We start from the raw sequence: 24,261 nt of genomic DNA, 5'->3' as shown, positions 1-24,261 counted from the left end.
TCCCAACCGGCACCTATCGGCCTGAAGTCGGAGAGCAGAATGACCGGAATCCTTGCCAGCCAACACATCACGCACCTGATCACCCAGGGCGCGATCACCGCCACGCCCGAGGTGCGCCCAGAACAGGTGCAGCCGGCCAGCCTGGACCTGCGGCTGGGCACGCGGGCCTGGCGGGTGCGGGCGTCGTTCCTGGCCGGTGAGGGCCGCAGCGTCGCCGAACGGCTTGCGGAATTCGAGATGCACCAGGTCGATCTGACCCAGGGCGCCGTGCTGGAAAAGGGCTGCGTCTACGTCGTGCCGCTGATGGAGGGGCTGGACCTGCCCGCCGACATCGCCGCCATGGCCAACGCCAAGAGCAGCACCGGCAGGCTGGATCTGCTGACCCGCACGATCACCGATGGCGGTACCGAGTTCGACCGGATTCCCGCCGGCTATTCCGGGCCGCTCTATGCGGAGATCTGCCCGCGCAGTTTCTCTGTCCTGGTGCGTCCGGGTATGCGCCTGAACCAGATCCGGTTCCGGCGCGGCCAGGCGGTCCTGCCCGATGACGAATTGCGTGCCCTGAACGACCGCACGCCGCTGGTCAGCGGCCCGGCGGTGATCGAACAGGGCCTGGGCTTTTCCGTCGACCTGAAGCCGGGCACGGACCGGCTGGTCGGCTACCGGGCCAAGCCGCATACCGGCGTGATCGACCTTGACCGGATCGGCCAGTACGACGCCCAGGAGTTCTGGGAAAAGGTGCGCACCGACCAGCGCCGGATCATCCTGGATCCCGGCGCTTTCTACATCCTGGTCAGCCGGGAGGCGGTGACCATCCCGCCCGATTTCGCGGCCGAGATGGCGCCCTATCTGGCCATGGTGGGGGAGTTCCGGGTGCATTACGCGGGCTTCTTCGATCCCGGTTTCGGTCATGCCGAGGCCGGCGGCGCAGGCTCGCGCGGGGTGCTGGAGGTACGCTGCCACGAGGCGCCCTTCGTCTTGGAGCATGGCCAGATCGTCGGCCGCCTGATATTCGAGCGGATGGCGGCCCGACCAGAGATGCTGTACGGCGCGGGGATTGCCTCCAACTACCAGGGGCAGGGTCTGAAACTGTCCAAGCATTTCAAATAACTGAACAGCATCCTTCATCCATCACATGAAAGCTATTCAATGATCACCCGTCCTGTTGCCCTTTTGACGCTGGCAATCGGCATCGTGGGTGCGAATTCCATGGTGCTGGCCCCCATCACAGCCGCCGTGGCCCGCGACCTGGGCGGCGCGCCTGCCGAGATCGTGCAGGCCGCCGCCGCCTTCGGACTGGCGACTGCGCTGTCGGCGCTGTTGCTGGCGCCGCGCGGCGATGCAATCGGGCCGGACCGCGCCCTGCGGCAGGCGTTGGTGATCCTGCTGGCCTCGCTGCTGGCCTCGGTGCTGGCGCCCAGCAAATGGGCGCTGATCGGGGCCCAGGCCCTGGGTGGGATCGGCGCGGGCATGGCCCTTCCGGCGATCTATTCGCTGGCCCCGCAACTGGCCCCCAAGGGTGAGGAAAAGCGCACGATGGGCATCGTCCTGTCGGGCTGGACACTGGCCTTGGTCGGCGGGGTCGCGGGGTCGGGGTTCCTGGCGGAATGGGCGGGCTGGCGGTCCGTCTACATGGTGCTGGGCGGCGCGATGGCGTTGATCTACCTGTTGATCCTGCGCATGGACCTGCGGGTCGAACGGCTGGCGCAGCGCCCGACATCGCCGGTCACTGCCTTGCGGGTGCCGGGGATCTGGCGCGGATTGTTCGCCGCCGGAGCGCTGATGCTGGGCTTCTACGGCACCTACGCCTTTGTCGGGGCGCATGTGGCGGACCGGATCGGGCTGGGCGCGGCGGGCGCCGCCTATGTGACGCTGTTCTACGGCACCGGGTTCGGCCTATCGACATTTCTGGACAAATACCTGGACCGCCTGCCGCAGAACCGCGCCGGGGCGCTGGCGTTCTCCGGGTTGGCGCTGGTCTATCTGGCGCAGGCAATCTGGGGCGCGGACCTGGCGATGCTGATGGGGATCGCGCTGGCCTGGGGCATCGTGCAGCACCTGGGGCTGAACTTCGTCGTCTCCCGCCTGGCAGAGCTGGACCCGGCGCAGCGTGGCGCGGTGCTGGGGCTGAACTCCGCCGTGACCTACCTGGCGGTCACCGGCGGCGCGCTGCTGTTCCGCCTGCCCTACGAGGCCGGCGGGCTGATGGCCTGCAACCTGGCCTCCGCTGTTTGCGTGGCGTTGGCGGCGATCGAATGCCTGCTGCCGGACCGTCGCACCGGCACGGCCTGAGCGGCGGTCAGAACCGGCCCAGGCGCCGGGCGATACGCTGCGCCTGGTTGGCGCGTTTGCCCATCTGCTGGGCCTGTTTCACGCGCTCCCGCTCCTCGCGGGTTTTCGGCTTTCCGGCAACGCGGTCGATCCCGGCGTTGACGCCACGGTTGACGGCCTTGCGAAAGACCATGCGGAAAACCATGCGCAGCATCTGGTCGATATTCATGAAACGCTCCTTTCGGGGGCGGGAATGGCTCGGCTCCGGGACGAGGGCGTAGCTGACGAAGGCGGCGATTTTACGGCGTCTCGTCCCCTGCCCCGGACGTTGCGCCAGACGTTGCTCCGGCGCCGCGCGATGGCGTGGGGCCATCCGCCTCGAACATCTCCGCCTGGCCCTCGTCCTCGGCCGCATCCTCCGCCGGATCGCCAAGCGCGCCCAACGGCGGACGATTGTCCAGCAACCCGGCGGCGCGCAGCTCTTTCAGCCCCGGCAGATCGCGCGGCGATTCCAACCCGAAATGATCGAGAAAAGCCGGCGTCACCACAAAGGTCACCGGGCGGCCCGGTGTCATCTTGCGACGGCCAAAGCGGATCCACTCCAGGTCCAGCAACAGATCCACCGTCCCCCGAGAGACCGAGACACCGCGTATTTCCTCGATCTCGGCGCGGGTGACGGGCTGGTGGTAGGCGATGATGGCCAGCGTCTCGATCGCCGCCCGCGACAGTTTGCGGGTCTCCACCGTTTCCTTCTGCATCAGGAAGCTCAGGTCCGCCGCCGTACGGATCGCCCAGGCGTCGGCCACGCGCACCACCCGCACTCCGCGTCCCTCGTAGCGTTTGCGCAGCAACTCCACCGCCGCCTTCCCATCGCACCCATGTGGCATCCGAGCGTTCAGATCCGCCACGGTCACCGGCTCTGTCGAGGCAAAGAGAATGGCCTCTACCATGCGTTCCTGTTCGCCCATGGGGGGGGCTTCGAACAGGGTGTCGCGGGGCGGGTTCGGGCCTGGGCGCGCCGGGTCGAAGCCTTCGGACGGTTCTGTCGCTTCAGGCGGATCTGACACGGCCGAGGTGTCAGTCTGACTGGACAGGTCCGATTTTTCGGGCGTTTCACTCATCTCTGCTCTCCTTGCGGCGCAGCTGGATATCGCCGAAGGTCTCCGCCTGGCGCAGCTCCAACCGGCCTTCTTTGGCCAGTTCGAGAGAGGCGGCAAAGGTCGCCGCCGTCACCGACCGGCGCCGCACCGGATCATTGTCCCAGCCGGGCGGCATGTAGGAGACGATATCGGTCCAGCTTCCGGCGAAACCGATCATGCCGCGCATGTGATCCAGCGCCTGCTCCATGGTAAAGACGTTCTCCCGGTCCATGACGAAGGGGCGGAATTCGTCGCGGGTGCGGATGCGCGCATAGGCCTGCATCAGGTCCAGCAGCGTCGCGGAATAACGCAGGCTGCGCGAGCGCGTGACCTGTTCGGGCAGCCCCCGCACGAAGAAATCGCGGCCCTTGCGGTCGCGTGCCATCAGCCGCGCGGCGGCGCTGCGCATCGCCTCCAGTCGTTCGAGTTGAAAGGCCAGGTGGGCGGCCAGTTCCTCCCCCGAGGGGCCATCCTCCGTCGGGTCGGGAGGCAGCAGAAGGCGGGATTTCAGAAAGGCCAGCCAGGCCGCCATGACCAGGTAATCGGCGGCCAGCTCGATCCGCAATTCCCGCGCCTTTTCGACAAAGACCAGGTATTGCTCCGCCAGTTGCAGGATGGAGACGCGGCGCAGATCGACCTTCTGCGTGCGCGACAGCGTCAACAGCAGGTCCAACGGCCCTTCGAACCCGTCGACATCGACGATCAGCGCCTCTGCCGCCAGACGGTCCGAGACCGATTGCGCATCTTCCTGAAAATCATCGGACATGGGGTCAGGCGGTTCGGCCGCGTTCCAGCAAAGCCGAAAGTTTGGCCTGCATGGCCTGAATGTCAACCTCTGCCCGCTGCGGCCGCCGCGCCAGCGCCTGCTCGGCGCGGACCTGGGCGGTGGCGGTCATGCGCCCGGCCGTCTCTGCAACAGCGCGGCGATCGTCGAGCGTGGCATTGCACAACAATACCACGTCGCAGCCCGCCGCCAGCGCACCGGTGGCGGTTTCCGTCAGCGGCGCATCCAGCGCCTTCATGGAAATGTCGTCGGTCATCAGCAGGTTGTCAAAGCCGATGTCGTTGCGGATCACCTGAACCATGCGCGGCGACAGGGTGGCCGGCAGCTCCGGGTCATAGGCGTCGTAGACGATATGCGCCGTCATCGCCATCGGCAGATCGTTGAGCACCTGGAACGGCGCGAAATCCACCTGCAACGCCTCGACGCTGGCGCGCACGCGGGGCAATTCGTGATGGCTGTCGGCCTGGGCGCGGCCATGGCCGGGGATGTGTTTGACCACCGGCAGGCAGCCCCCCGCGGCCAGGCCCGATGCGGCGGCGCGGCCCAGCCGGGCGACGGTGGCGGCCTCGGTCCCGTAGCAGCGTGACCGCAGGAAGGGATGCGTGCCGGCGCCGGCCACGTCGACCAGCGGTGCGCAATCGGTGTCGATGCCAAGGGCGCGCATCTCGGCGGCAATCAGCGCATAGCGCAGGAACATCGCCTCTTCCGCCGCGTCCCCGGCGCGGGCAATGAACGCCTGCGGGTCATCCCAATCCAGGAAATCGCCGCCACGCAGACGCTGCACGCGTCCGCCCTCCTGATCGATCAGGATCGGGGCGTCGCGGCCGACGGCCTCCCGCATGTCCTGACATAGGGCACGAACCTGGTCGGGCGTGTCGATATTGCGGGCAAAGAGGATAAAGCCATAGGGATCGGCCTGCGCGAACAGGGCGCGCTCCTCCGGTGTCAGGCGCAGACCGGACGCGTCCAGGATTGTGGCGCCGAAGGCTGTCACCGGGTCACGACCGGAATGCAATCCGCCTTTTCCGCCTGGAGCGTGGCACAGAACCGCCGCGCATCGGAAAGGTCGGCAAACCCCATGACCCGCAGCCGGTAGAACGTTCGGCCGCCGGAATTGGCCTTTTCGATCACCCGTTGCTTGCCCTCCATGAAATCGCCGAACCGGCCCATGGCGCGGTCCCATTCGGAGCGGGCGACCGCCTCGCTGTCATAGGCGCCGATCTGCGCCAGCCGGGTGCCCGAGGGCACGGCATCGGCGGCGACGTCGATCCCCGGTTGCAATGGGGCGGGCGCGTCGATGGGGCCGCTGGTCACGGCGCCGGCGCGGGGCAGCGCGCCGGTGGTGGCGCTGCTGTTGGAGGCACTGCGGGAAGGGGCGGACAGGCTGGCGGGGCGGATGCGTGGCCGCAGCGACCGACCGATTCCGCCCGATACGGTTTGCACCGCATCCGGACTACGCGTTGCGTCCTGCGCCACCGTCTCCCGCTTGGGCTGGATGCCGGTCAGGGGGGCAACGCCATCCGTCAGTTGGGCGGCCAGTTCCTCGATCCCATCGACCTGCATGGGGGCCTGAACCGGCGCGGGGCTGGCGGTGCGCGGACGCGCACCCTGCCCGTCCCCCTGCCGCGCGGCCAGGGCGACGGCGGGTTGATCTTCGTCCGTCAGCGCAACGGGACGCGGCGCCAGGATCAGCCGGTCGGCGGGCTTTTCCGCCCCGCGATCGGCGGCGACGTTGTTGACCGCCAGGCCCTGGTGATCAGCGAGCTGCCCGCCCGGATCCTCCGGGGCGATCCGCATTTCGCCCTGCATCGCCCGAACCACCGGCACGCCGGAGACGTCGCGCATGACCATGCGATACCCCCAGACCCCGATGGCCACGATCAGCGCCAAAGACGACAGCCCGCCGGCCCAGGTCATGAGTCTGGAAAAGGAAAAATCGCCGGACGGCTCTGAATAGCCGTCAACCTGTCTTGCTGCCATTCGCCTCTCGCCCGCCCGGATGAACCGGGTCTGCCTGCTCTCCCGAGCGGCGGCGCGTTATCGCATCTCTTCCGCCGGGGTTACGCCCAGAATAGCAAGACCTGCGGAAATGACAACGGCTGTGGCACGGACCAGCGCCAGTTTGGACTGGCTCAGCGCGGGGTTGTCCTCCTGAACGAAGCGCAATTGCGTCTCCTCGTTGCCGCGATTGTAGAGCGCGTGCAACTCCGAGGCGAGCTCGTAGAGGTAGAACGCCACCCGGTGCGGTTCGTGGGTGCGGGCCGCGATCTCCACCAGTCGGGGCCATTCGGCCAGTTTCCGCGCCAGCGTCAGCTCTGCCTCGTGGGTGATGGACGACAGGTCGACCCCTTGCAAGGTGGCGTCGTCACAGGCGATCCCCGCCTCTGCCGCCTTGCGCTGCGCAGAGCAGATCCGGGCATGGGCATATTGCACGTAGAAGACGGGATTGTCCTTGGATTGCTCCATCACGCGGTCGAAATCGAAATCCAGCGGCGCATCATTCTTGCGCGTCAGCATGACGAAGCGGGTGACATCGGCACCCACCTGTTCCACCACGTCGCGCAGGGTGATGAAGGTGCCGGCGCGTTTCGACATCTTGAACGGTTCGCCGTTCTTGTACAGCTTCACCAATTGGCACAGCTTGATATCCAGGGGCACGCGGCCGTCGGACAGGGCGGAAACCGCGGCCTTCATCCGTTTGACATAGCCGCCATGATCGGCGCCGAAAATGTCGATCAGCGCGTCGAACCCGCGCGTGACCTTGTCGTGGTGATAGGCGATATCCGGGGCGAAATAGGTCCAGGCGCCGTCGGATTTCATGATCGGCCGGTCCACGTCATCGCCATGTTCGGTGGATTTGAACAGCGTCTGTTCGCGCGGCTCCCAATCCTCGGGCAGCTTGCCCTTGGGCGGCTCCAGCGTGCCGCGATAGATCAGACCCTTGTCGCGCAGCGCCTCGATCGCGGATTCGATCCGACCGGTGCCGTACAGAGACTTCTCGGAGTAGAAGACATCCATCTTCACCCCCAGCAGGGCCAAGTCCTCGCGGATCAGGTCCATCATCTTCGCGGTGGCAAAGCTCCGCACCTCGGCCAGCCAGACATCTTCGGGCTGATCGACATAGGCGTCGCCCACCTTGTCCCTGAGCGCGGCACCGACGGCGATCAGGTAATCGCCGGGATAGGTGCCATCGGCGAATTCGACGTCCCGGCCATGCGCTTCAAGATACCGCAGATAGACCGACCGGGCCAGGACATCGACCTGCGCCCCGCCGTCGTTGATGTAGTATTCCCGCGTCACGTCGTGGCCGGCATATTCCAGCAACGCCGCCAGCGCATCGCCGAAGACCGCGCCGCGCGTATGACCAACATGCAGCGGCCCCGTCGGATTGGCCGAGACGTATTCCACATTGACCTTGCGCCCCTGCCCCAGGGCGGAGCGGCCGTAATCCGCCCCCCGGCCCAACGCGGTGCGCAGCACGTCCTGCCAGCAGGACGGCGCCAGCCGCAGGTTCAAAAAGCCGGGGCCTGCCACCTCGGCCGTGTCGATGCGGTCATCGGCGGCCAGCTTCGTCGCCAGCACATCGGCGATGGCGCGGGGTTTCAGACCGGCGGGTTTCGCCAGGACCATCGCGGCATTGGTCGCCATGTCCCCGTGGGCCGCGTCGCGCGGCGGCTCCACCGTGACATTGGCCATGTCCAGCCCGCCGGGCAGCGCCCCCTCGACCTGCATGGCGGAAAGAGCGTCGAGCACGGTGGCGCGGATATCGGAAAACAGGTTCATCGGACGGTCCTTTGCATCTGCGGCGGGTTTATCACGGGGGCAAGGCGCGTCAACGGGGTCAGGGGTGACGCGGCGCTCCGCTCGCGGCGCTTCCGCCGACGCCCGGCTTGGGGGTGCGCCGGTTCCGCGCGCCCTGGTTCCGGAGGGTTCGCGACCGCCCGCACCGGTTCCGCCGCCCTGCCCCGCGCTGCGCGCAACCACTTACATTCCACCACGGATCAGGTATGACGGTTGCATGACATCCCCGGTCCTCAGAGCGTTCTCCGTCCATTTTCTGACCGCCACAGGCGCCGTTTTTGCGATGCTGGCCCTGCTGGCCGCCGTCGAACAAAGCTGGGGCCGCATGTTCCTGTGGCTGGTTGTCGCCTTCGCCGTCGACGGAATCGACGGACCGCTGGCGCGCCGCTACGACGTGCGCACCCATGCGCCGCATATCGACGGCGCGCTGCTGGACCTGATCATCGACTACCTGACTTACGTGTTCATCCCGGCCTATGCGCTGTTCCAGTCCGGCATCCTGCCCGGCGTCTGGGCCTGGGTCGCGCTGATCGGCATCACCTTTACCAGCGGGCTCTATTTCGCCGGATCCTGGATGAAAACGGATGACAATTCCTTCTTGGGCTTTCCCGGCTGCTGGAACATGCTGGCGCTGGTGCTGTTCGCGCTGACCCCGCCGACCGGGGTGATCATGGTGCTGATCGCGCTGCTGGCGGCGGCCATGTTCGCACCGCTGAAGTTCATCCACCCCGTCCGCACCGCGCGCTGGCGCTGGCTGTCGCTGCCCATGGCGGTAGCCTGGACATGTCTTGCCGCCTGGGCCGCCATGGCCCATTTCGCGCCCGGCCCCGGTGTCAGCCTTGGCCTGATCGTGACCAGCCTCTACCTGCTGGGCGCGGGGATCTGCCAACAGGCGCTGGACCGCCGCGCGGGGTGATCCCGGACGGGTCGGCGCGGGCTGAGGCCTCCTCTTTCGGCTGATCCTTTCCAGAATCGCCGGACTTTGGACGACCTCGAGGCGGGAAGCAGGGCGGGCCTGACGATGGCACGGCCTGATCCGCCCAACCACCGCCCGAATGTCATCGGGGGGGGGGCGAAAGGTTGCAGGGGGCCCAGCTTTGCCGCTATTTGCAGCGCCCCGGGCGCGACGCTGCGGCAGCGTGATCCGTCGAACCTTCGACTCGAATGTCATCGAGGATTGAAACGTGACAGGGGGCGCTGCCCCCTCTTGAGCGCGCCGCGCTCAATTCACCCCCGCGGTATTTCGGCCCGAAGGGGGCCGGGGCTGGGCGCCGGATGGGCCTGCGGCGGCACGGGCGCGCGCGGCCAATGGGGGCATCCGGCGCCTCTGCGGGTCAGACGGCCGAGGTTCCGGCGTCCTTGGGATCGTCCTTGCGGGCCTCCTGCGAGTTCTGTCGCGCCTCGGCGGCGTCCTGGGCGGGAGCGATGTGGATCAGGCGCATGTCGGGCACGCCTTTCAGGTTCTCGCCTGTATGCAGCAGCCGCAGGATCTGGCCGGGACGCTGGGCCCCGACCAGCAGGCTGGCAGGGTTCTCGGCGCGCCAGTCCTCCATCGTGAATTCCTCCGTCAGGCGGGAGAAATGGAAGTGCCAGCCTTCGTAGAGCTTGGTCTCCAACTGGTCATGGGTCAGATCCTGCACCACTGGCTTGCCGCCCAACGTGGCGGGCAGGGCGTGGCGGGTGGTGTTGTCCTTGCTGCGCGCCAGCTGGAACACCGCGTCGCGGCCGAAGTGATGTGCCAGGTCGGTCGCCACCAGGGTGTTGTAGGCATCGTTGTCCGTCGCGGCGAACAGGGTGGCGTAGCTGACCAGATCCAGCCGATGTTCGGCTGCTTCGGCCAGGATGTCACCGTAATAATTGGGCAGGCCCTGCCGCCGCGCGGCGCGCAGCTTGCCATGGTTGGGATCGGCCAGCAGAACGGGAATGTCGTTTTCCTTGAGACAGGCCGCCAGCGCGGTGGTAAAGCGCGAGCCGCCGACGATCAGCAGCCCCGGCGTTTCGGCACCTGTCAGGCCCAGGGCACGGGCCATCGGCCGCAGCGCAAAGCCGTGCACCACGACCGTGACCGCCACCAATGCGAAGGCCAGCGGGCCGACCAGCGCGCCGTCCTCCACCCCCAGGGAGACCAGCCTCTCACCGAACAGCCCCGCCACCGCCACCAGTACCACGCCCCGCGGCCCGGTAAACGCCACCAGCGCGCGTTCGCGCCAGGGCACGCCCGATCCGATCAGCGAGACCAGCACCGTCACCGGTCGGGCGACCAGCATGATCACCCCGACGAAGATCGCCGCGCGCCAGTTCAGCGCCGACAATTCCCCGAAATCGAGGCCCGCGGCCAGCAGGATGAACACCCCCGAGACCAGAAGGATGGTCGCGTGTTCCTTGAACCGGCGCATTTCCTCGAACGAGGGCAGGCCCGCATTGGCGATCACGATGCCCATCACGGTGACGGCCAGCAGGCCGCTTTCGTGCAGAAGCGCATCGCAGAAGGCGAAGACCGCCAGCAGCAGCGCAAAGAGCACCGGCACCTTCATGTATTCCGGCACCCGTCCGCGCCGGAACGCCCAGGCCAATCCGGCCCCGGCCAGGAACCCGGCGACCACGGCGACCACGATGCCCAGGGCCGTTTCCCCGATGGCATGGGCCATGTCCTGCGAAGCGCGGACCACGCTGACCACCTCGAACGCCAGAACGGCGGCAAGGGCACCGATCGGATCGTTGACGATCGCCTCCCATTGCAGGATCTGCGCCGGGCGACGCGACAACCGGGCCGAGCGCAGCAGGGGCGCGATCACCGTCGGGCCGGTGACGATCATGATGCCGCCGAAGACCGCCGCCGTCTCCCAGCCCAGCCCGGCCGCGTAATGCAAGGTCAGCGCCGACAGCAGCCAGCCCAGCGGCGCCCCGACGATGACCAGCCGGCGCACCCCCTTGGCGGCGTCCTGCAAGGATTTGACGTTCAGGGTCAGACCGCCTTCGAACAGGATGATGGCCACGGCCATGGCGATCATCGGTTCCCGCAGCGCGCCGAATTCGCGCGCCGGGTCCAGCAATCCGGTGACCGGGCCGGCCACCACTCCCGCCACCAGCATCAGCACGATGGCGGGCATCCGCAGGCGCCAGGCGATCAGCTGCGCGCCCACCCCCAGCACGCCCACAAGGGCAAAGGCGGTGACGGGGTGCAGGGCCTCGGGGGGAATGGCCATGGAAATCCTTTCAAAGGCTCGGCCGGATCGCGCCGTTCACGCGGGCCGTTCCAGCGGAAATAGCGCAGGCGTGGCGCGGTGCAAATACCCCCGGCCCATTCGGGGGCCGGGTGTGACGGAACTGGGACCAGGAGGGCCAGCGGACGGGCCATGCCATCCGGTCGGGCGATGCGGGCACGGGGCGCGACATCCGCACAGACGGAGGTACAGAGCCGAGGCGGCGGCAGCCGCGCCGAATGGGTGGCCGTGGGGGGGGAAGGACATGCAGGGCCGGCGACCATGGGACGCCGGCGGCAGGGAGTGGCGGCGCGCCAGACGGCAGCGCGCGCGCGCCCTGCCCCGACCCGCTCAGAACGTGCCGGGAGCGGAGCGCAGATGCCCCGGCCCCTGGGCGCGCAGGGCGGGGGCGGGTTCCACACCGGTCAGACGGGCATGTTCGACGATGGCAAAGCGGTCGGTCATCCCGGAGATGTAATCGCACACGATCCGCGCCAGCGCGGTTTCGTCGCCTTCGACATCGGCGACATCCTTGCGCCATTGCCGGGGCAGCAGGCTGGTGTCGGCCATGAACATCGGGAACAGCTCGTGCACGATGGCCGTGACCTTTGCGCGCATCTCCACAACCTCCGGGGCGCGGTACATGCGGTGGAACAGGAATTCGCGGATCACCTTGAGCTTGGTCCAGATATCGGGGGAGAATTGCACCATCATCCGCCCGGCGCCGCGGATATCGGCCACCGATTGCGGGTCCAGCGCGGCCAGGTTGGCGCGGGAAACGGCGATCACGTCCTCCACCAGAATGCCGAAGAACCGGCGCAGCGCCTCGTGGCGGCGACGGTAGTAGTTCAGATCGGGATAGGCGGCGTCCACTTCGGCAAAGCAGCCGCCCAACAGCGGAAGTTCCGCCAGCTCATCGGTCGAGAAGAGTTCCGCCCGCAGGCCATCATGCAGGTCATGGTTGTTATAGGCGATGTCGTCCGACAGCGCCGCCACCTGCGCCTCGGCCGAGGCATGGCTGGACAGTTCAAGATCGTGCTGCGCATCATAGCGGGCCAGCGCATGCGGGATCTCCCCGGTGACCGGGCCGTTGTGCTTGGCAATGCCTTCCAGCGTTTCCCAGGTCAGGTTCAGCCCGTCCCATTCGGCGTAATGCCGTTCCAGAGAGGTGACGATGCGGATCGCCTGCGCGTTGTGATCGAACCCGCCATAGGGCCGCATCAGCGCCTCCAGCGCGTCCTCCCCGGTATGGCCGAAGGGCGGATGGCCCAGGTCATGGGCCAGGGCTACCGCCTCGGTCAGTTCCGCATTCAGGCCAAGCGCCCCTGAAATGGTCCGCGCGACCTGCGCCACCTCGATCGAATGGGTCAGCCGGGTGCGGAAATAATCGCCTTCGTGTTCGATGAAGACCTGTGTCTTGTGCTTCAACCGGCGGAATGCGGAGGCATGGATGATCCGGTCGCGGTCGCGTTGAAAGGGGGAGCGGAAGGTGCTTTCCACCTCCGGATGAAGTCGGCCCCGCGTCGCGGCGGGGTCCGAGGCATAGATCGCGCGCATGTGTCTGGTCCCTTGGGTGGCTTGTCGCCTGTTCTCCCGGCCCCTATATATCACCCGACAGGCTTGGAAAACGTCCGGAGGCCGCAATATGAACCTGCCCCCCAAAGTCACCGATCGCGCATTCGACCGGCTGTCCGAAATCGGCGCCATGGCCCAGGGCCAGGCGCTGCGCATCGCCGTCGAAGGCGGCGGCTGCTCCGGCTTTCAATATGACATCCGGCTGGATGGCGTGGCCGAAGATGACCTGGTCCTTGAAGGCCAGGGGGAGAAAGTCGTGGTGGACAGCACTTCCCTGCCGTTCCTGGCCGGGGCGACGATCGACTTCTCCGAAGAACTGATCGGCGCGCGGTTCGTGATCGAGAACCCGAACGCGTCGTCCTCCTGCGGGTGTGGTACGTCGTTCTCGCTGTAGCAGGCACCCGCAAGGCCGGGCCTATCGCCCTATCGCCCTATCGTCCGGGAAATCCGGCTGAACCGGGCGAGCCGCCAGCCCGCAGGCCGGACCGCCCTCGTCCCTCTGCCGTCACTCGCCGGCGGAGACCACCCGGCGATCCCCGGTCACCAGCCCCGCCATCGGCCGTTCGGCACCGCGCGGCATCACCGATTTTCGCCCCAGCTGGTCACGCACCAGGTACATGCCCGACCCGATCACGATGGCCACGCCCAGGTAGATCTGTACCGGCGGCCATTCCCCGAAGAACAGCGCACCGAAGATCACCATCCACACGAACTGGAAGTTCAGCAGCGGCGTCACGACATAGGCGGCCAGGTTGCGCAGCGCGATCACCAGCACCCAGCGGGCAGAGAACAAGAACCCGGCATAGGCCCCGACCCAGGCCATGTCGATCAGCGGCATGGGTTTGTAGACAAAGGGCAAAATCGCCCCCATCACCAGCATGATCGCCAAGTTGGGATAGAAGACCTGCGCCAGCGAATTGGTGTCATGCCGGCTGATATAGCGGGCCATAACCATGGACAGGGTGCCCGACAGCGTGGCGCCCAGGGCGATGGCATGACCCCATGTGATCGTGTGCAGGCCCTGAGGAAACAGGCAGATCACCCCGATGGCGCAGGCCGCCAGCGCGATCCAGACCGGCAAGCCGATCTTTTCCTTCAGGATCGGACCGGACATCAGCCCTGCCATCACCGGCATCAACCCGATGAAGATGAAGACCTCGGCAAAGGGCAGGAGGCGGAAGGCGTAGAAATAGCAGGTCGCGGCGATCACCGTGGCCCCGGACCGCACCGCCATCGCCACCGGGCGCGACGTCGCCATCCCCTGCCGCTGCCGCCCCGGCGCCCGGTCCATCAACAGGCACAGCGCCGACACCAGCGCCCCGGAGATCGCATAAAGCTGCGGCGCGGCATAGCCGCCGGCGATGAACTTGGTGATTGCGTCGGCCGATGAAATCAGCGCCGTGTAAACCAGCACAAGGAGCACCCCGACAAGGGTCGCCTGGCGAACCGTTTGTGAACTCACGCCAATCTCCTTAGCCCTGTTCTGGCGAACCCGGCAAAAAACGTTTCGAAATCATCACAGGCCACTTCCGCGCTCAGCAATTGCGGGCGGGATTCCTCGGGCAGGTCGTTGATCATCCGGTCGCGCATCCGCGCCCAGTCATCGCTGCGCGCGGCGCCCAGATTCAGCAAGGTCTCGGACATCGGGCGCAGCGGCGCCTGGAACCGGGGGCGCGCGACGAAGCGGGCGTAACCATCGGGGACGCTATGGGGGAACGGCGTTTCGCCACGGGCCGCAAGGGACCAATTGCCCACGAGGTATTCGTGGTAATCGTCCTGGGCCATGTCCCCGTCTCCCTTTTGAACGGTGAACCCGTTCGTCTCTCCGGTCAGCCAATCCTCCCAGGCGACGGGGGGCGGAAAACCTGCAAAGCGCATGGCGACACAGATCTCCGCCAGCAAATCGGCATTTCCGTCAAGGTAGGCGAGAGTTCCGGCAAAGTTAAGGCATTCCTTTGTCCGGCCGGTCAATTCCGGGGATTTGCGTCCATACTCGGACAGGTAGAAAACGGTATGTGTCAATTCGTAAGCCGCCTTCTTGTTCGGCATGACGAATGTGGCGGGGCGTTCGACAAAGGCACGCAGCCGGTCGTCCAGCCCCGGATCATGCGACATCGGATCGATGCCGCGCCGCAGCATGAGGCGCCGGGCCTCGCCGCGTTGCAGGTCCGACAGCTCCGCATCGGCCAGGCCCTGGCGCGCGGCCCAGGCGACCAGCGCGGCGCCCTTGCTGCCCGGCAGGCCCAGGTCTTCGAGGTCCAGACAGATCGACAGGAAGAAGCGGTAATATTGCGGAAAGAACTCGAAACGCTCTTCGATGGTGGCGTAGAATTCCTCATGAGGGGTCAGGGCGCCCTCGGCGACCTCCTGGCCCGAACATTCCAGGATATTCAGGATCTCGGCGTTTTCCTTCATCCAGAACACATCGTCCTGGCTGCGCCGATGGCTGGCAAAAAGGTGGAGCAAGGCCGCCTGCGTGGCGGCCTTGCTTTGAGAGCGGGGGGGGAAAGAGAGTTGAACGACGTTCGACATGGCTGGTCCTCCGGGAATTGTGCAAAGAGGATCGCCCTCTTTCCCTGCCGGTCGCCCGGCGTGACCCGAAGTTTGGCGGATCAGGAGCCGGAGGAAAAGGCGTGACAGGCATCGCCTGCGGCCGTGTCGCTGTCCATCGTGGGCGCGGAGCCGGAGGAGAACGCCTCCACCGCGTCACCCGTCAGGGCGGAAGTCGCAACAGGGGCGGAGCCGGAGGAGAACGCCTCCACCGCGTCACCCGTCAGGGCGGAGGTCGCAACCGGCGCGGAGCCGGAGGAGAACGCCTCCACCGCGTCACCCGTCAGGGCGGAAGTCGCAACCGGCGCGGAGCCGGAGGAGAACGCTTCGACTGCATCACCCGTCAGGGCGGAAGTCGCAACCGGCGCGGAGCCGGAGGAGAACGCTTCGACTGCATCACCCGTCAGGGCGGAGGTCATCATCGGCGCGGAGCCGGAGGAAAACATTTCGACCGCATCGCCCAACAATGCGGAGGACGAAACCGGCGCCGAACCGGAAGAGAACATTTCAAGCGCATCGCCGCTCATCATGTCGTTTTTCGGAGTATTGATTTCGGCGAACGTGGCGGATTTACGCAGTGCAGTCATTTGGCAGTCTCCCAAGGTGTGTCGATAATGTTTGAACGAGTGACCCCCAAACGGTTACACGCATGTCGTTAGCCGCAAACTCTCATTTCGTGTTAAACGTGCGGACTATTGTGTAGGGGAGTCAGGGAGGTGCCATGACATTGTTTACATTATAGAAACTCTCGACTGAGAATCGTAAACAAACTTTTTGCATGACCGCCTTCGCGATAACGAAGACGCGGAATAGGATCATGTGTCGCCGAATCGCAGCGGCCCCAAAGTGGTGTTTCCGGACGCTATTTATGCTTTACCGAACGCTGCGCTGGACCCCGTGACACAGCACCGGTAGCGTGCCCGTCTCGGGTACGTGACAGGAAAGACGCCAATGAAACTGGCCACATTCAATATCAATGGAATCAAGGCGCGGGCAGAATCGCTTCTCAATTGGCTCGACACTGCACAGCCGGATGTCGCCGTTTTGCAGGAAATCAAATCCGTCGACGAGAATTTCCCCCGCGATCTATTCGAAGATCGCGGCTACCAGGTGGAAACGCACGGCCAGAAAAGCTTCAATGGCGTGGCTATCCTGTCGAAACTTCCGCTGGAAGATGTCAGCCGTGGCCTGCCCGGCGATCCGCAGGACGAACAGGCCCGCTGGATCGAGGCGACAGTGGTCGGCAAGACGGCGCTGCGGGTCTGCGGGCTGTACCTGCCCAACGGCAACCCGGTGCCGGGGCCGAAATACGACTACAAGCTTGCCTGGATGGACCGCCTGCACGCCCGCGCGACAGAACTGATGGCGGCGGAGGAACCAGCTGTCATGCTGGGCGATTACAACGTCATTCCCCAGCCGCAGGACGCCGCCCACCCCGAGAAATGGACGCAGGACGCGCTGTTCCTGCCGCAAAGCCGCGCCGCCTGGCAGCGGATCGTCAACCTCGGCTTTACCGAGATCTTCGGCACCCGCCATCCCGAACCGGGGCATTATACCTTCTGGGATTATCAGGCCGGCGCCTGGCAGCGGAACAACGGCATCCGCATCGATCACATGTTGATGACCCCGCAATGCGCCGACCTGGTGACCGATACCGGCATCGACAAGGAGGTGCGCGGCGGGAACAAACCCTCCGATCACGTGCCGCTATGGGCGGTTCTCGACCTCTGAAGGGCAGCGCGGTGCGGGCAGTTGCGTCCCTCCGGTGACATCCAGATCATAGAGCCAACCATAGGGGTTGCCCAGTTGCCGGGGCGCCAGCCGTTGTCCGGCGCGCAGGGCCAGATGCGCGGCCAGCTGCATCGGTGCGCTGCGCAGGTGGTATTTCCACGCGTTGCGATTGGCGGCCGTGATAGCCCGCCGGGCGCGCGGCAGGCGGGCGGCCTCGTACCGGGCCAATGCGGCGGCGGGATCAGGCCCGAGGTGCAACGCCTCCGCCAGAACCCAGGCATCTTCCAGCGCCAGGTTGGCCCCCTGCGCCAGGAAGGGCAGCGTGGGATGCGCGGCATCGCCCAGCAGGGCGGTACGGGCCGTCACCCATCGGCGCGCCACCGGATGGCGGTGCAGCCCCCAGAGGTTCACCGCCTCCACCCTCTCTAGCAGGGCGCGCACCGGCGCGGCAGATCCCCAGAACGCCTGCCGCAGCAGTTGCGGATCCCCGGCCAGGGTCCAGCTGTCGGCGGCCCATTCGCTGCGTTCCTCGACCGCCACGATATTGCGCAACGTTCCCTCGCGCAGCGGATAGGTTACCAGATGACGCCCCGGCCCCATGTAAAGATGCGCCTCCGCCGGGTCGGCCGGATCGCCCGGCACCACGGCGCGCCATGCCACCTGCCCGGTGAACCGGGGCTGCGCCGCTTCAACCAGCGCCGCGCGCAGACGCGAATGCAGCCCATCGGCCCCGATCACCAGGTCGGGGCGCATCTGCGCGCCGGTGCGCAGGTGGATTACCGGGCGATCCTCGGCGGTGCCGGGCGCGATCCGGTCCACCTGCTGCAACAGGCGGATGCGCACCCCGGCCTCACGCGCGCCGGCGGCCAGCAGCGCGATCAGATCGGCACGATGCACGAAGTGGTACCCCTGCCCCGCCGGCAGGTCTGACAGGTTCAGGCACAGGGATTCGGGACCACGATGGGAAAACAGCCGCACCGCCTGCGCCCGTGGCCCGCGCAGCCGATCCGCCAGCCCCAGCCCGCGCAGCACCGCCAGCCCGTTGGGGGTGATCTGCACCCCGGCGCCGACCTCGGTGATGGCCTGCGCCTGTTCCAGCACCGTCACCTCGGCGCCCCGCAGCCGCAGGGCACGGGCCACGGACAGGCCGCCGACGCCCGCGCCGATCACCGCAATCCTCACCCCCGCCAGAGCCATGGCCGGTCCCTTTCGTTCCAAAGCAGACGCCGGAGCCCAGGGGGCCCCGGCGTCAAGTCTTGCACGGCGATGTGTCGCTTAGTCGTCCCGATGCACTTTTTCGCGGCGTTCGTGACGTTCCTGGGCTTCCAGGCTCATGGTGGCGATCGGGCGTGCGTCAAGGCGGCGCAGGCTGATCGGCTCTCCGGTGACTTCGCAATAGCCGTATTCGCCCTCGTCGATGCGCCGCAGGGCGGCGTCGATCTTGGCGACCAGCTTGCGCTGGCGGTCGCGGGTCCGCAATTCCAGTGCCCGGTCCGTCTCTTCGCTCGCGCGATCGGCGGAATCCGGGATATTGCGGGTATTCTCCTGCAGTCCCTCGACGGTGTCGCGACTGTCCGCCAGAAGATCCTGTTTCCATTGCAACAACTTGCGCCGGAAATATTCGACCTGCCGCTCGTTCATGAACGGCTCGTCCTCGGCGGGACGATAATCGTCATCCAGGAAGGTTTCAGCTTTCATATTAGGCTCCCAATCAAGGCCGCCGCCTGACCGGTCTGTCCAACGGTCCATGCGCCGGTTTCCCCTCGGGCCGCTCTTACGCCCTTCGGTCCGTCTTGTCACTACACATTTGCCAATGCGCAACCTGCGTTGCAGTCGATTGCGGAAAACCCTATCGTCCTGCGGAACAAGAAATGACAGGGCACTTCTCTATGAAATTCGAAGGCACGAAGGATTATGTGGCCACCGACGATCTGACGATTGCCGTCAACGCGGCAGTGACGCTGGAACGGCCATTGCTGGTCAAGGGCGAGCCGGGCACTGGCAAGACCGAACTGGCCCGCCAGGTGGCCCAGGCCCTGGGCCTGCCGATGATCGAATGGAACATCAAATCCACCACCAAGGCCCAACAGGGTCTCTATGAGTACGACGCCGTCAGCCGCCTGCGCGACAGCCAGCTGGGCGAGGAACGCGTGCATGACGTCAAGAACTACATCCGCAAGGGCAAGCTGTGGACCGCGTTCGAGGCGGATCAGAAAGTCGTCCTGCTGATCGACGAGATCGACAAGGCCGATATCGAGTTTCCCAACGACCTGTTGCAGGAACTCGACCGGATGGATTTCCACGTCTACGAGACCGGAGAGACGATCAAGGCGCGCCAGCGGCCGATCGTGATCATCACCTCCAACAACGAGAAGGAGCTGCCGGACGCCTTCCTGCGGCGCTGCTTCTTCCATTACATCCGCTTTCCGGACATGGACACGATGCGAAAGATCGTCGAGGTTCACCACCCCGGCATCAAGGCAGAGCTGCTGACCGCCGCACTGACCCAGTTCTTCGAGCTGCGCGAAACCAACGGGCTGAAGAAGAAACCGTCGACCTCCGAAGTGCTCGACTGGTTGAAGCTGCTGCTGGCGGAGGATCTGAGCGCCGAGGATCTGAAACGCGACGGCGCCAATGCGCTGCCCAAGCTGCATGGCGCCCTGCTGAAGAACGAACAGGACGTGCACCTGTTCGAACGCCTGGCCTTTCTGGCACGCGGCCAACGCTGACCACGCGGAGACCCGTGCGCCGACCGTTCCTCCGGCCCTCAGACAGGGGCATCTGGCGGTCGGCGTCAGAATACGGGGAGGGCGCCGGGCCGGTCCCGCGGGACGGCCCGCCCTCTTCCCCCGCCTGCGACTTTGGGGCAGACTTGGCCTGAAACGCGCCGCAGTGCGCGACAGGCAGCCACAGGACAGCCCCATGACCAGCCCCGTCACCATCCGCCCGCTGGAGCCGCGCGACCGCGCCTCCTGGCAAACCCTCTGGACCGCATATCTGGACTTCTACAAGACTTCCGTCCCGGATCAGGTCTATGACGTCTATTTCCAGCGGCTTCTGGGAGACGATCCACGCGATTTCAACGGATTGCTGGCCGAAGTTGATGGACATCCCGTCGGGCTCACCCATTACCTGTTCCACCGCCATGGTCAGCGGGTCGAAGATGTCTGCTACCTTCAGGATCTCTATGCCGACCCGTCGGTTCGGGGTCAGGGTATCGGCCGGGCGTTGATCCAGGCGGTCTATGACCGCGCCGATGCCGCCGGGGCGCCGACCGTCTACTGGCTGACCCAACAGGACAACGCCACCGCGCGGCAATTGTACGACCGGATCGCCGGGGTGACGGATTTCATCAAGTATCAGCGGATCAGCGGGTGACATCGCGCCCCCGCCCCGGCGCCGCGCGATTGCTGGCCGTGCTGGGCCTGGCCCTGCTGGCCGCCTGTGCGCCCGGCCCGCAAGGCGGGTCCATCGCCACGCGCGCCGCGCGCCCGGCTGCCGTCTCGGACCTGCCTCCGATGAAGGTCTTTGCCCAGGCCCGTCCGGCTCCCGTCACGCGGTCCAACAGCGCGCTGGCGCGCGATTTCCTCGACCTCAGCTTCGCGCTGGAATCGGGCCGTGCGCTGGAGACCTTCACCCGGTTCGAAGGACCGATCCGCATTGCTGTCACCGGCCGCGCCACCCAGGGCATGCTGCGCGATCTGGACCTGCTGATCACCCGCATCGCGGAAGAGGCCGGGATCGACATCGCCCGCACCGATGACCGTGCCCGCGCCAATATCGTGATCGAAGGCGTGACCAGCGGCGACATCCGCCGCGAACTGCCGCAGGCCGCCTGTTTCGTCGTGCCCAACATCACGCGCCTGTCCGAATTCCGCCGCGCCGGGCGCAGCGCCGCCTCGGACTGGGCGCAGCTGACCGTTCGCGACCGGCTGGCGATCTTCGTGCCCAACGACGTCTCCCCGCAGGAGATGCGCGATTGCCTGCACGAGGAACTGGCCCAGGCGATCGGCCCGTTGAACGATCTCTACCGGCTGGACGACAGCGTGTTCAACGATGACAACATGCACGCGGTCCTGACCGGGTTCGACATGCTGATGCTGCGCGTCACCTATGCCCCCGAGCTGCGCACCGGCATGAGCCGCGCCGAGGTCGCCGCGCGGCTGCCGGCGATCCTGGCGCGGATCAATCCGCGCGGCAGCGCCGGCATCGACCGCAGGCTGACCGCGACGCCCCGCCCCTGGATCGACGCCATCCAACAGGCGCTTGGCCCTGGCGCGGAAACCCGCGCGCGTGGTCAGGCGGCGGCGCGCGCCGTGCAGATCGCGCGCAATCAGGGCTGGCGCGACCATCGCATGGCCTTTTCCCTCTATATCTACGCCCGGCTGACACAGGCCCGCGATCCGCTGCGGGCCTATGACCACCTGATATCGGCCCGGCGGATCTATGCCGCCGATCCGCGCACCACCATCCATGAGGCCTATGTTACCGCCCAGCTGGCCGCCCACGAAATCGCGCGCGGCGCGGGCGCGCGGGCGCTGGCGCTGCTGGACCCGATGATTCCGCGGGCGGAGGCGCATGAGAATGCCTCCCTCTTGTCGTCTCTGATGATGCTGCGCGCCGAGGCGTTGGATCTGACCGGCCGCGACACCGAGGCGCGGGCCGTGCGGCTGGACAGCATCGGATGGGCGCGATACGGCTTTGGCCCTGATTGGGCGGTGCGGGCCAAGCTGCGCGAGGTGGCGGCGCTCAACCCCGCAAAAGGCAGGAGTTAGGCCATGTTCGTAGTGATCGCGGCGATACTTGGGGCGGTCTTCGGCGGCTGGCGGGCACGGGCGCGCGGCGGCAGGCGCGCGGACATTTTGCAATATGCGGCGGGCCATGCGATCCTGTTCGCCCTCGCCGGGCTGTTCCTGACGCTCATCACCCACCGTATCCTCAGCTGAGGTCCGACCGATGTTCATCCCCTTCTTCGAGAACCTGCGCAGCCATGCGATTCCCGTTTCCCTGCGGGAATACCTGACCTTTCTGGAAGCAATGCGCGCCGATCTGGTGACCTACGATCCAGAGGCGTTCTACTACCTGGCCCGCGCCGCCATGGTGAAGGACGAACGCAACCTCGACAAGTTCGACCGCGCCTTCGCCGCCACCTTCTCCGGGCTGGAACAGATCAATCTGGACCAGGTGCTGGAGGCGGTGGACCTGCCGCAGGACTGGCTGCAATCCATGGCCGAAAAGCACCTGAGCGAGGAAGAAAAGGCGGAGATCGAGGCCCTGGGCGGTTTCGAGAAGCTGATGGAGACGCTGAAGAAGCGGCTGGAAGAACAGAAGGAGCGTCACCAGGGCGGCAGCAAGTGGATCGGCACCGGCGGCACGTCTCCCTTTGGCGCCGATGGCTACAACCCCGAGGGCGTGCGCATCGGGCAGGAGAAATCCCGCCACCAGCGCGCCGTGAAGGTCTGGGACAAGCGCGAGTTCAAGAACCTGGACGATACGGTCGAACTGGGCACCCGCAACATCAAGGTGGCCCTGAAACGGCTGCGAAAATGGGCCCGTGACGGGGCGCATGACGAACTGGACCTGGACGGCACCATCCGCGCCACCGCCGAACATGGCTATCTGGATGTCCAGACCCGGCCGGAACGGCGCAACGCGGTCAAGGTGCTGCTGTTCTTTGATATCGGCGGCTCCATGGATCCGCATATCAAGGTGGTGGAGGAATTGTTCTCCGCCGCCAGGACCGAGTTCAAGCATCTGGAGCATTTCTACTTCCACAATTGCCTTTATGAAGGCGTGTGGAAGGACAATCGCCGCCGCTGGGCTGAACAGACCCCTACCTGGGAGGTGCTGCGCACCTACGGCCCGGATTACAAGTGCATCTTCGTCGGCGACGCCTCCATGTCCCCTTACGAGATCGCCTATCCCGGCGGCGCGAACGAGCATTGGAACGAGGAACCGGGCCAGGTCTGGCTGCAACGCGCCCGCGACCAGTGGAAAAACCACCTGTGGATCAACCCGGTGCCGGAAAAATACTGGGGTTATACCCAGTCGATCCGCATGATCCGCGACGTGTTCGAGGATCGGATGGTGCCGATGACCCTGGCCGGACTGGAGGCCGGGATGCGCGAACTGACGCGCTGACGCCCCCCACCACCCAACCGCGCCCGGTTGGCGTAATCCGGCCCCACCCGCAGGGTGGCCGTTCCACGCCTGCCCGCCACGACCAGCCACCAGGCGCCCCTTGGGCGCTGCGGCTTGCGTCCGCTGCCTGCCGGACATAGGGTCCGCGCAAATTTGAAAGGCCGCTCATGGGACCGAATGCCCGCGCCATCGGAATGATGCTTGTCGCCATCTTCTTCTTCACCACCATGGATGCGACGGCCAAGGCCGTGGCGGAGCGCAGCAATACCTACATGGCGCTGTGGGCACGCTATGCCGGACAGGCGGTTCTGGTTCTGGTGCTGATCGCCCCCCGCCTGCGGGCGACCATGCGCACCAACTTCCCCGTGCTTCAGGCCGCGCGCTCGGTGGTTCTGCTGGGAGCGACCGCTTTCTTCTTCTTCGGCATCGCCCATATCGGCCTGGCAGAGGCGACGGCGATCATGGATGTGAACCCGGTGCTGATCACCCTGGGCGCCGCGCTGTTTCTGGGCGAGGCGATCGGCATCCGCCGCATCCTGGCCATCGGCGTCGCACTGATCGGCGCGTTGATCGTGATCCGTCCGGGAACGGACGTTTTCTCCCTGGCGGCGCTGCTGCCGGTGGGGGCGGCCTGTTGCTACGCCACATATGCGATCATCACCCGGTACATCGGCAATCGGGAAAGCCCGTGGACCTCGCTGTTCTACGGTGCCGTGCTGGGGGCCTTGGCGATGTCGGTGCTGGTGCCGTTCCACTGGCAGACGCCGGACCTGCTGACCGCGCTGATGATGCTGCTACTGGCCGGGGCGGGCACGCTGGGGCAATTGTTCCTGATCCGGGCGTTCTCCTCGGGAGAGGCGGCGATGCTGGCGCCCTTTGCCTATGTCGGGCTGGTCTTCGCGACGTTCTGGGGTATCGTCCTGTTCCAGGAATATCCCGACCGCTGGACCGTGCTGGGGGCGCTGATCATCGTTGGCTCGGGCGTCTATGTCTGGCACCGTGAGGTTCGCGCCGCCCGCGCGCCGGATACCGCGCGCGCCAAACTGCCGCCAGAGGGGGTTTGAAC

24 protein-coding genes are annotated in these 24,261 nt (G+C 66.3%); 11 read left to right on the top strand and 13 right to left on the bottom strand.

The annotated features are described in order from the left end of the window. Nucleotides 1-39 precede the first annotated feature (39 nt). Together G5A46_RS11260 and G5A46_RS11255 are read left to right on the top strand one after the other, a co-directional pair. Nucleotides 40-1,110, top strand: coding sequence for a 2'-deoxycytidine 5'-triphosphate deaminase (locus G5A46_RS11260; RefSeq protein ID WP_163849480.1), 1,071 nt, complete (start codon nt 40-42; stop codon nt 1,108-1,110). A gap of 39 nt (nt 1,111-1,149) precedes the next feature. Continuing rightward, nucleotides 1,150-2,292 (top strand): MFS transporter, encoded by a 1,143-nt coding sequence (locus G5A46_RS11255; RefSeq protein ID WP_163849479.1) that lies wholly within the window; start codon nt 1,150-1,152, stop codon nt 2,290-2,292. 7 nt (nt 2,293-2,299) lie between these two features. Here G5A46_RS11255 and G5A46_RS11250 read toward each other — a convergent pair whose 3' ends face one another. The 6 genes from G5A46_RS11250 to argS all read right to left on the bottom strand — a co-directional run bounded on the left by G5A46_RS11250 (nt 2,300) and on the right by argS (nt 7,977). Next, nucleotides 2,300-2,500, bottom strand: a complete 201-nt coding sequence (locus G5A46_RS11250) for a hypothetical protein (RefSeq protein ID WP_163849478.1) — start codon at nt 2,498-2,500, stop codon at nt 2,300-2,302. Nucleotides 2,501-2,570: 70 nt separating this feature from the next. After that, complete coding sequence (scpB, locus tag G5A46_RS11245; RefSeq protein ID WP_163849994.1) at nt 2,571-3,239, bottom strand: SMC-Scp complex subunit ScpB; 669 nt, start codon at nt 3,237-3,239, stop codon at nt 2,571-2,573. A 145-nt stretch (nt 3,240-3,384) separates the two neighbouring features. Continuing rightward, on the bottom strand, nt 3,385-4,176 hold the full coding sequence (locus tag G5A46_RS11240) for a segregation and condensation protein A (RefSeq protein ID WP_163849477.1): 792 nt from the start codon (nt 4,174-4,176) through the stop codon (nt 3,385-3,387). A 4-nt stretch (nt 4,177-4,180) separates the two neighbouring features. Further along, nucleotides 4,181-5,209 (bottom strand): beta-N-acetylhexosaminidase, encoded by a 1,029-nt coding sequence (gene nagZ / locus G5A46_RS11235; RefSeq protein WP_239520773.1) that lies wholly within the window; start codon nt 5,207-5,209, stop codon nt 4,181-4,183. Next, nucleotides 5,185-6,174, bottom strand: a complete 990-nt coding sequence (locus tag G5A46_RS19750) for an SPOR domain-containing protein (protein WP_239520770.1) — start codon at nt 6,172-6,174, stop codon at nt 5,185-5,187. Before G5A46_RS19750 ends, nagZ begins: the two co-directional genes overlap by 25 nt. A 57-nt stretch (nt 6,175-6,231) precedes the next feature. Next, nucleotides 6,232-7,977, bottom strand: coding sequence for an arginine--tRNA ligase (argS, locus tag G5A46_RS11230; protein ID WP_163849475.1), 1,746 nt, complete (start codon nt 7,975-7,977; stop codon nt 6,232-6,234). 235 nt (nt 7,978-8,212) lie between these two features. Here argS and G5A46_RS11225 point away from each other — a divergent pair, with 235 nt between their 5' ends. Then, nucleotides 8,213-8,911 carry a CDP-alcohol phosphatidyltransferase family protein gene (locus G5A46_RS11225; protein ID WP_163849474.1) on the top strand — a complete coding sequence of 233 codons (699 nt, stop codon included), beginning with the start codon at nt 8,213-8,215 and terminating at the stop codon, nt 8,909-8,911. A 418-nt stretch (nt 8,912-9,329) separates the two neighbouring features. Here G5A46_RS11225 and G5A46_RS11220 read toward each other — a convergent pair whose 3' ends face one another. Then, nucleotides 9,330-11,201: a cation:proton antiporter gene (locus tag G5A46_RS11220; RefSeq protein WP_163849473.1), complete on the bottom strand. Its 1,872-nt coding sequence runs from the start codon at nt 11,199-11,201 to the stop codon at nt 9,330-9,332. A gap of 348 nt (nt 11,202-11,549) precedes the next feature. Next, complete coding sequence (locus G5A46_RS11215; protein ID WP_163849472.1) at nt 11,550-12,755, bottom strand: deoxyguanosinetriphosphate triphosphohydrolase; 1,206 nt, start codon at nt 12,753-12,755, stop codon at nt 11,550-11,552. A gap of 88 nt (nt 12,756-12,843) precedes the next feature. Here G5A46_RS11215 and G5A46_RS11210 point away from each other — a divergent pair, with 88 nt between their 5' ends. Then, entirely contained in the window at nt 12,844-13,167 is a 324-nt protein-coding gene (locus G5A46_RS11210) for a HesB/IscA family protein (RefSeq protein ID WP_163849471.1), read from the top strand. A gap of 111 nt (nt 13,168-13,278) precedes the next feature. On the opposite strand, the gene G5A46_RS11205 is transcribed toward G5A46_RS11210, so the two are convergent. From G5A46_RS11205 to G5A46_RS11195, 3 genes are all read right to left on the bottom strand, one after another. Further along, on the bottom strand, nt 13,279-14,235 hold the full coding sequence (locus tag G5A46_RS11205) for a DMT family transporter (protein WP_163849470.1): 957 nt from the start codon (nt 14,233-14,235) through the stop codon (nt 13,279-13,281). Continuing rightward, the gene (locus G5A46_RS11200; RefSeq protein WP_163849469.1) at nt 14,232-15,305 is read right to left on the bottom strand and encodes a DUF6902 family protein; all 1,074 of its coding nucleotides are present in this window, start codon (nt 15,303-15,305) and stop codon (nt 14,232-14,234) included. Before G5A46_RS11200 ends, G5A46_RS11205 begins: the two co-directional genes overlap by 4 nt. A gap of 80 nt (nt 15,306-15,385) precedes the next feature. Next, complete coding sequence (locus G5A46_RS11195; protein ID WP_163849468.1) at nt 15,386-15,910, bottom strand: DUF6749 family protein; 525 nt, start codon at nt 15,908-15,910, stop codon at nt 15,386-15,388. 364 nt (nt 15,911-16,274) lie between these two features. Here G5A46_RS11195 and xth point away from each other — a divergent pair, with 364 nt between their 5' ends. Further along, a complete protein-coding gene (gene xth, locus G5A46_RS11190) occupies nt 16,275-17,054 on the top strand; it encodes an exodeoxyribonuclease III (RefSeq protein WP_163849467.1) in 780 nt (259 codons plus the stop codon). Here the strand turns inward: xth and G5A46_RS11185 are convergent. Then, the gene (locus G5A46_RS11185) at nt 17,031-18,251 is read right to left on the bottom strand and encodes an FAD-dependent monooxygenase (RefSeq protein WP_163849466.1); all 1,221 of its coding nucleotides are present in this window, start codon (nt 18,249-18,251) and stop codon (nt 17,031-17,033) included. The two genes, xth and G5A46_RS11185, sit on opposite strands and share 24 nt — an antisense overlap. Nucleotides 18,252-18,329: 78 nt before the next feature. After that, nucleotides 18,330-18,752 (bottom strand): RNA polymerase-binding protein DksA, encoded by a 423-nt coding sequence (gene dksA, locus G5A46_RS11180; protein WP_163849465.1) that lies wholly within the window; start codon nt 18,750-18,752, stop codon nt 18,330-18,332. A 191-nt stretch (nt 18,753-18,943) separates the two neighbouring features. Between dksA and G5A46_RS11175 the strand changes: the two genes are divergently transcribed. The 6 genes from G5A46_RS11175 to G5A46_RS11155 all read left to right on the top strand — a co-directional run bounded on the left by G5A46_RS11175 (nt 18,944) and on the right by G5A46_RS11155 (nt 24,259). Then, on the top strand, nt 18,944-19,783 hold the full coding sequence (locus tag G5A46_RS11175) for an AAA family ATPase (RefSeq protein WP_163849464.1): 840 nt from the start codon (nt 18,944-18,946) through the stop codon (nt 19,781-19,783). 193 nt (nt 19,784-19,976) lie between these two features. Beyond that, complete coding sequence (locus G5A46_RS11170) at nt 19,977-20,432, top strand: GNAT family N-acetyltransferase (RefSeq protein WP_163849463.1); 456 nt, start codon at nt 19,977-19,979, stop codon at nt 20,430-20,432. Then, the gene (locus G5A46_RS11165) at nt 20,429-21,829 is read left to right on the top strand and encodes a DUF2927 domain-containing protein (RefSeq protein WP_163849462.1); all 1,401 of its coding nucleotides are present in this window, start codon (nt 20,429-20,431) and stop codon (nt 21,827-21,829) included. The genes G5A46_RS11170 and G5A46_RS11165 overlap by 4 nt, the downstream gene beginning before the upstream one ends. Before the next feature lie 3 nt (nt 21,830-21,832). Then, nucleotides 21,833-22,000, top strand: a complete 168-nt coding sequence (locus tag G5A46_RS19635; RefSeq protein WP_204318730.1) for a hypothetical protein — start codon at nt 21,833-21,835, stop codon at nt 21,998-22,000. Nucleotides 22,001-22,010: 10 nt separating this feature from the next. Next, nucleotides 22,011-23,195 carry a vWA domain-containing protein gene (locus tag G5A46_RS11160; RefSeq protein ID WP_163849461.1) on the top strand — a complete coding sequence of 395 codons (1,185 nt, stop codon included), beginning with the start codon at nt 22,011-22,013 and terminating at the stop codon, nt 23,193-23,195. 167 nt (nt 23,196-23,362) lie between these two features. Then, on the top strand, nt 23,363-24,259 hold the full coding sequence (locus G5A46_RS11155; RefSeq protein WP_163849460.1) for a DMT family transporter: 897 nt from the start codon (nt 23,363-23,365) through the stop codon (nt 24,257-24,259). Nucleotides 24,260-24,261 lie beyond the last annotated feature (2 nt).

It is taken from the genome of Pseudooceanicola aestuarii (genome assembly GCF_010614805.1).
Classification (GTDB): Bacteria; Pseudomonadota; Alphaproteobacteria; order Rhodobacterales; family Rhodobacteraceae; genus Pseudooceanicola; species Pseudooceanicola aestuarii.
The sequence above is the reverse complement of the archived record's forward strand: the minus strand, read 5'-3'. Positions and strand labels throughout refer to the sequence as shown.

Excerpts from the sequence above, each read along its gene's own strand:
- G5A46_RS11225 (WP_163849474.1), top strand. The coding sequence starts at position 8,213 with ATGACATCCCCGGTCCTCAGAGCGTTCTCCGTCCATTTTCTGACCGCC.
- scpB (WP_163849994.1), bottom strand. The coding sequence starts at position 3,239 with ATGGGCGAACAGGAACGCATGGTAGAGGCCATTCTCTTTGCCTCGACA.
- G5A46_RS11185 (WP_163849466.1), bottom strand. The coding sequence starts at position 18,251 with ATGGCTCTGGCGGGGGTGAGGATTGCGGTGATCGGCGCGGGCGTCGGC.
- G5A46_RS11175 (WP_163849464.1), top strand. The coding sequence starts at position 18,944 with ATGAAATTCGAAGGCACGAAGGATTATGTGGCCACCGACGATCTGACG.
- G5A46_RS11210 (WP_163849471.1), top strand. The coding sequence starts at position 12,844 with ATGAACCTGCCCCCCAAAGTCACCGATCGCGCATTCGACCGGCTGTCC.
- G5A46_RS19635 (WP_204318730.1), top strand. The coding sequence starts at position 21,833 with ATGTTCGTAGTGATCGCGGCGATACTTGGGGCGGTCTTCGGCGGCTGG.
- dksA (WP_163849465.1), bottom strand. The coding sequence starts at position 18,752 with ATGAAAGCTGAAACCTTCCTGGATGACGATTATCGTCCCGCCGAGGAC.
- G5A46_RS19750 (WP_239520770.1), bottom strand. The coding sequence starts at position 6,174 with ATGGCAGCAAGACAGGTTGACGGCTATTCAGAGCCGTCCGGCGATTTT.
- G5A46_RS11250 (WP_163849478.1), bottom strand. The coding sequence starts at position 2,500 with ATGAATATCGACCAGATGCTGCGCATGGTTTTCCGCATGGTCTTTCGC.
- argS (WP_163849475.1), bottom strand. The coding sequence starts at position 7,977 with ATGAACCTGTTTTCCGATATCCGCGCCACCGTGCTCGACGCTCTTTCC.
- G5A46_RS11155 (WP_163849460.1), top strand. The coding sequence starts at position 23,363 with ATGGGACCGAATGCCCGCGCCATCGGAATGATGCTTGTCGCCATCTTC.
- G5A46_RS11215 (WP_163849472.1), bottom strand. The coding sequence starts at position 12,755 with ATGCGCGCGATCTATGCCTCGGACCCCGCCGCGACGCGGGGCCGACTT.
- G5A46_RS11170 (WP_163849463.1), top strand. The coding sequence starts at position 19,977 with ATGACCAGCCCCGTCACCATCCGCCCGCTGGAGCCGCGCGACCGCGCC.
- G5A46_RS11240 (WP_163849477.1), bottom strand. The coding sequence starts at position 4,176 with ATGTCCGATGATTTTCAGGAAGATGCGCAATCGGTCTCGGACCGTCTG.
- G5A46_RS11200 (WP_163849469.1), bottom strand. The coding sequence starts at position 15,305 with ATGTCGAACGTCGTTCAACTCTCTTTCCCCCCCCGCTCTCAAAGCAAG.
- G5A46_RS11220 (WP_163849473.1), bottom strand. The coding sequence starts at position 11,201 with ATGGCCATTCCCCCCGAGGCCCTGCACCCCGTCACCGCCTTTGCCCTT.
- xth (WP_163849467.1), top strand. The coding sequence starts at position 16,275 with ATGAAACTGGCCACATTCAATATCAATGGAATCAAGGCGCGGGCAGAA.
- G5A46_RS11255 (WP_163849479.1), top strand. The coding sequence starts at position 1,150 with ATGATCACCCGTCCTGTTGCCCTTTTGACGCTGGCAATCGGCATCGTG.
- G5A46_RS11195 (WP_163849468.1), bottom strand. The coding sequence starts at position 15,910 with ATGACTGCACTGCGTAAATCCGCCACGTTCGCCGAAATCAATACTCCG.
- G5A46_RS11260 (WP_163849480.1), top strand. The coding sequence starts at position 40 with ATGACCGGAATCCTTGCCAGCCAACACATCACGCACCTGATCACCCAG.
- G5A46_RS11160 (WP_163849461.1), top strand. The coding sequence starts at position 22,011 with ATGTTCATCCCCTTCTTCGAGAACCTGCGCAGCCATGCGATTCCCGTT.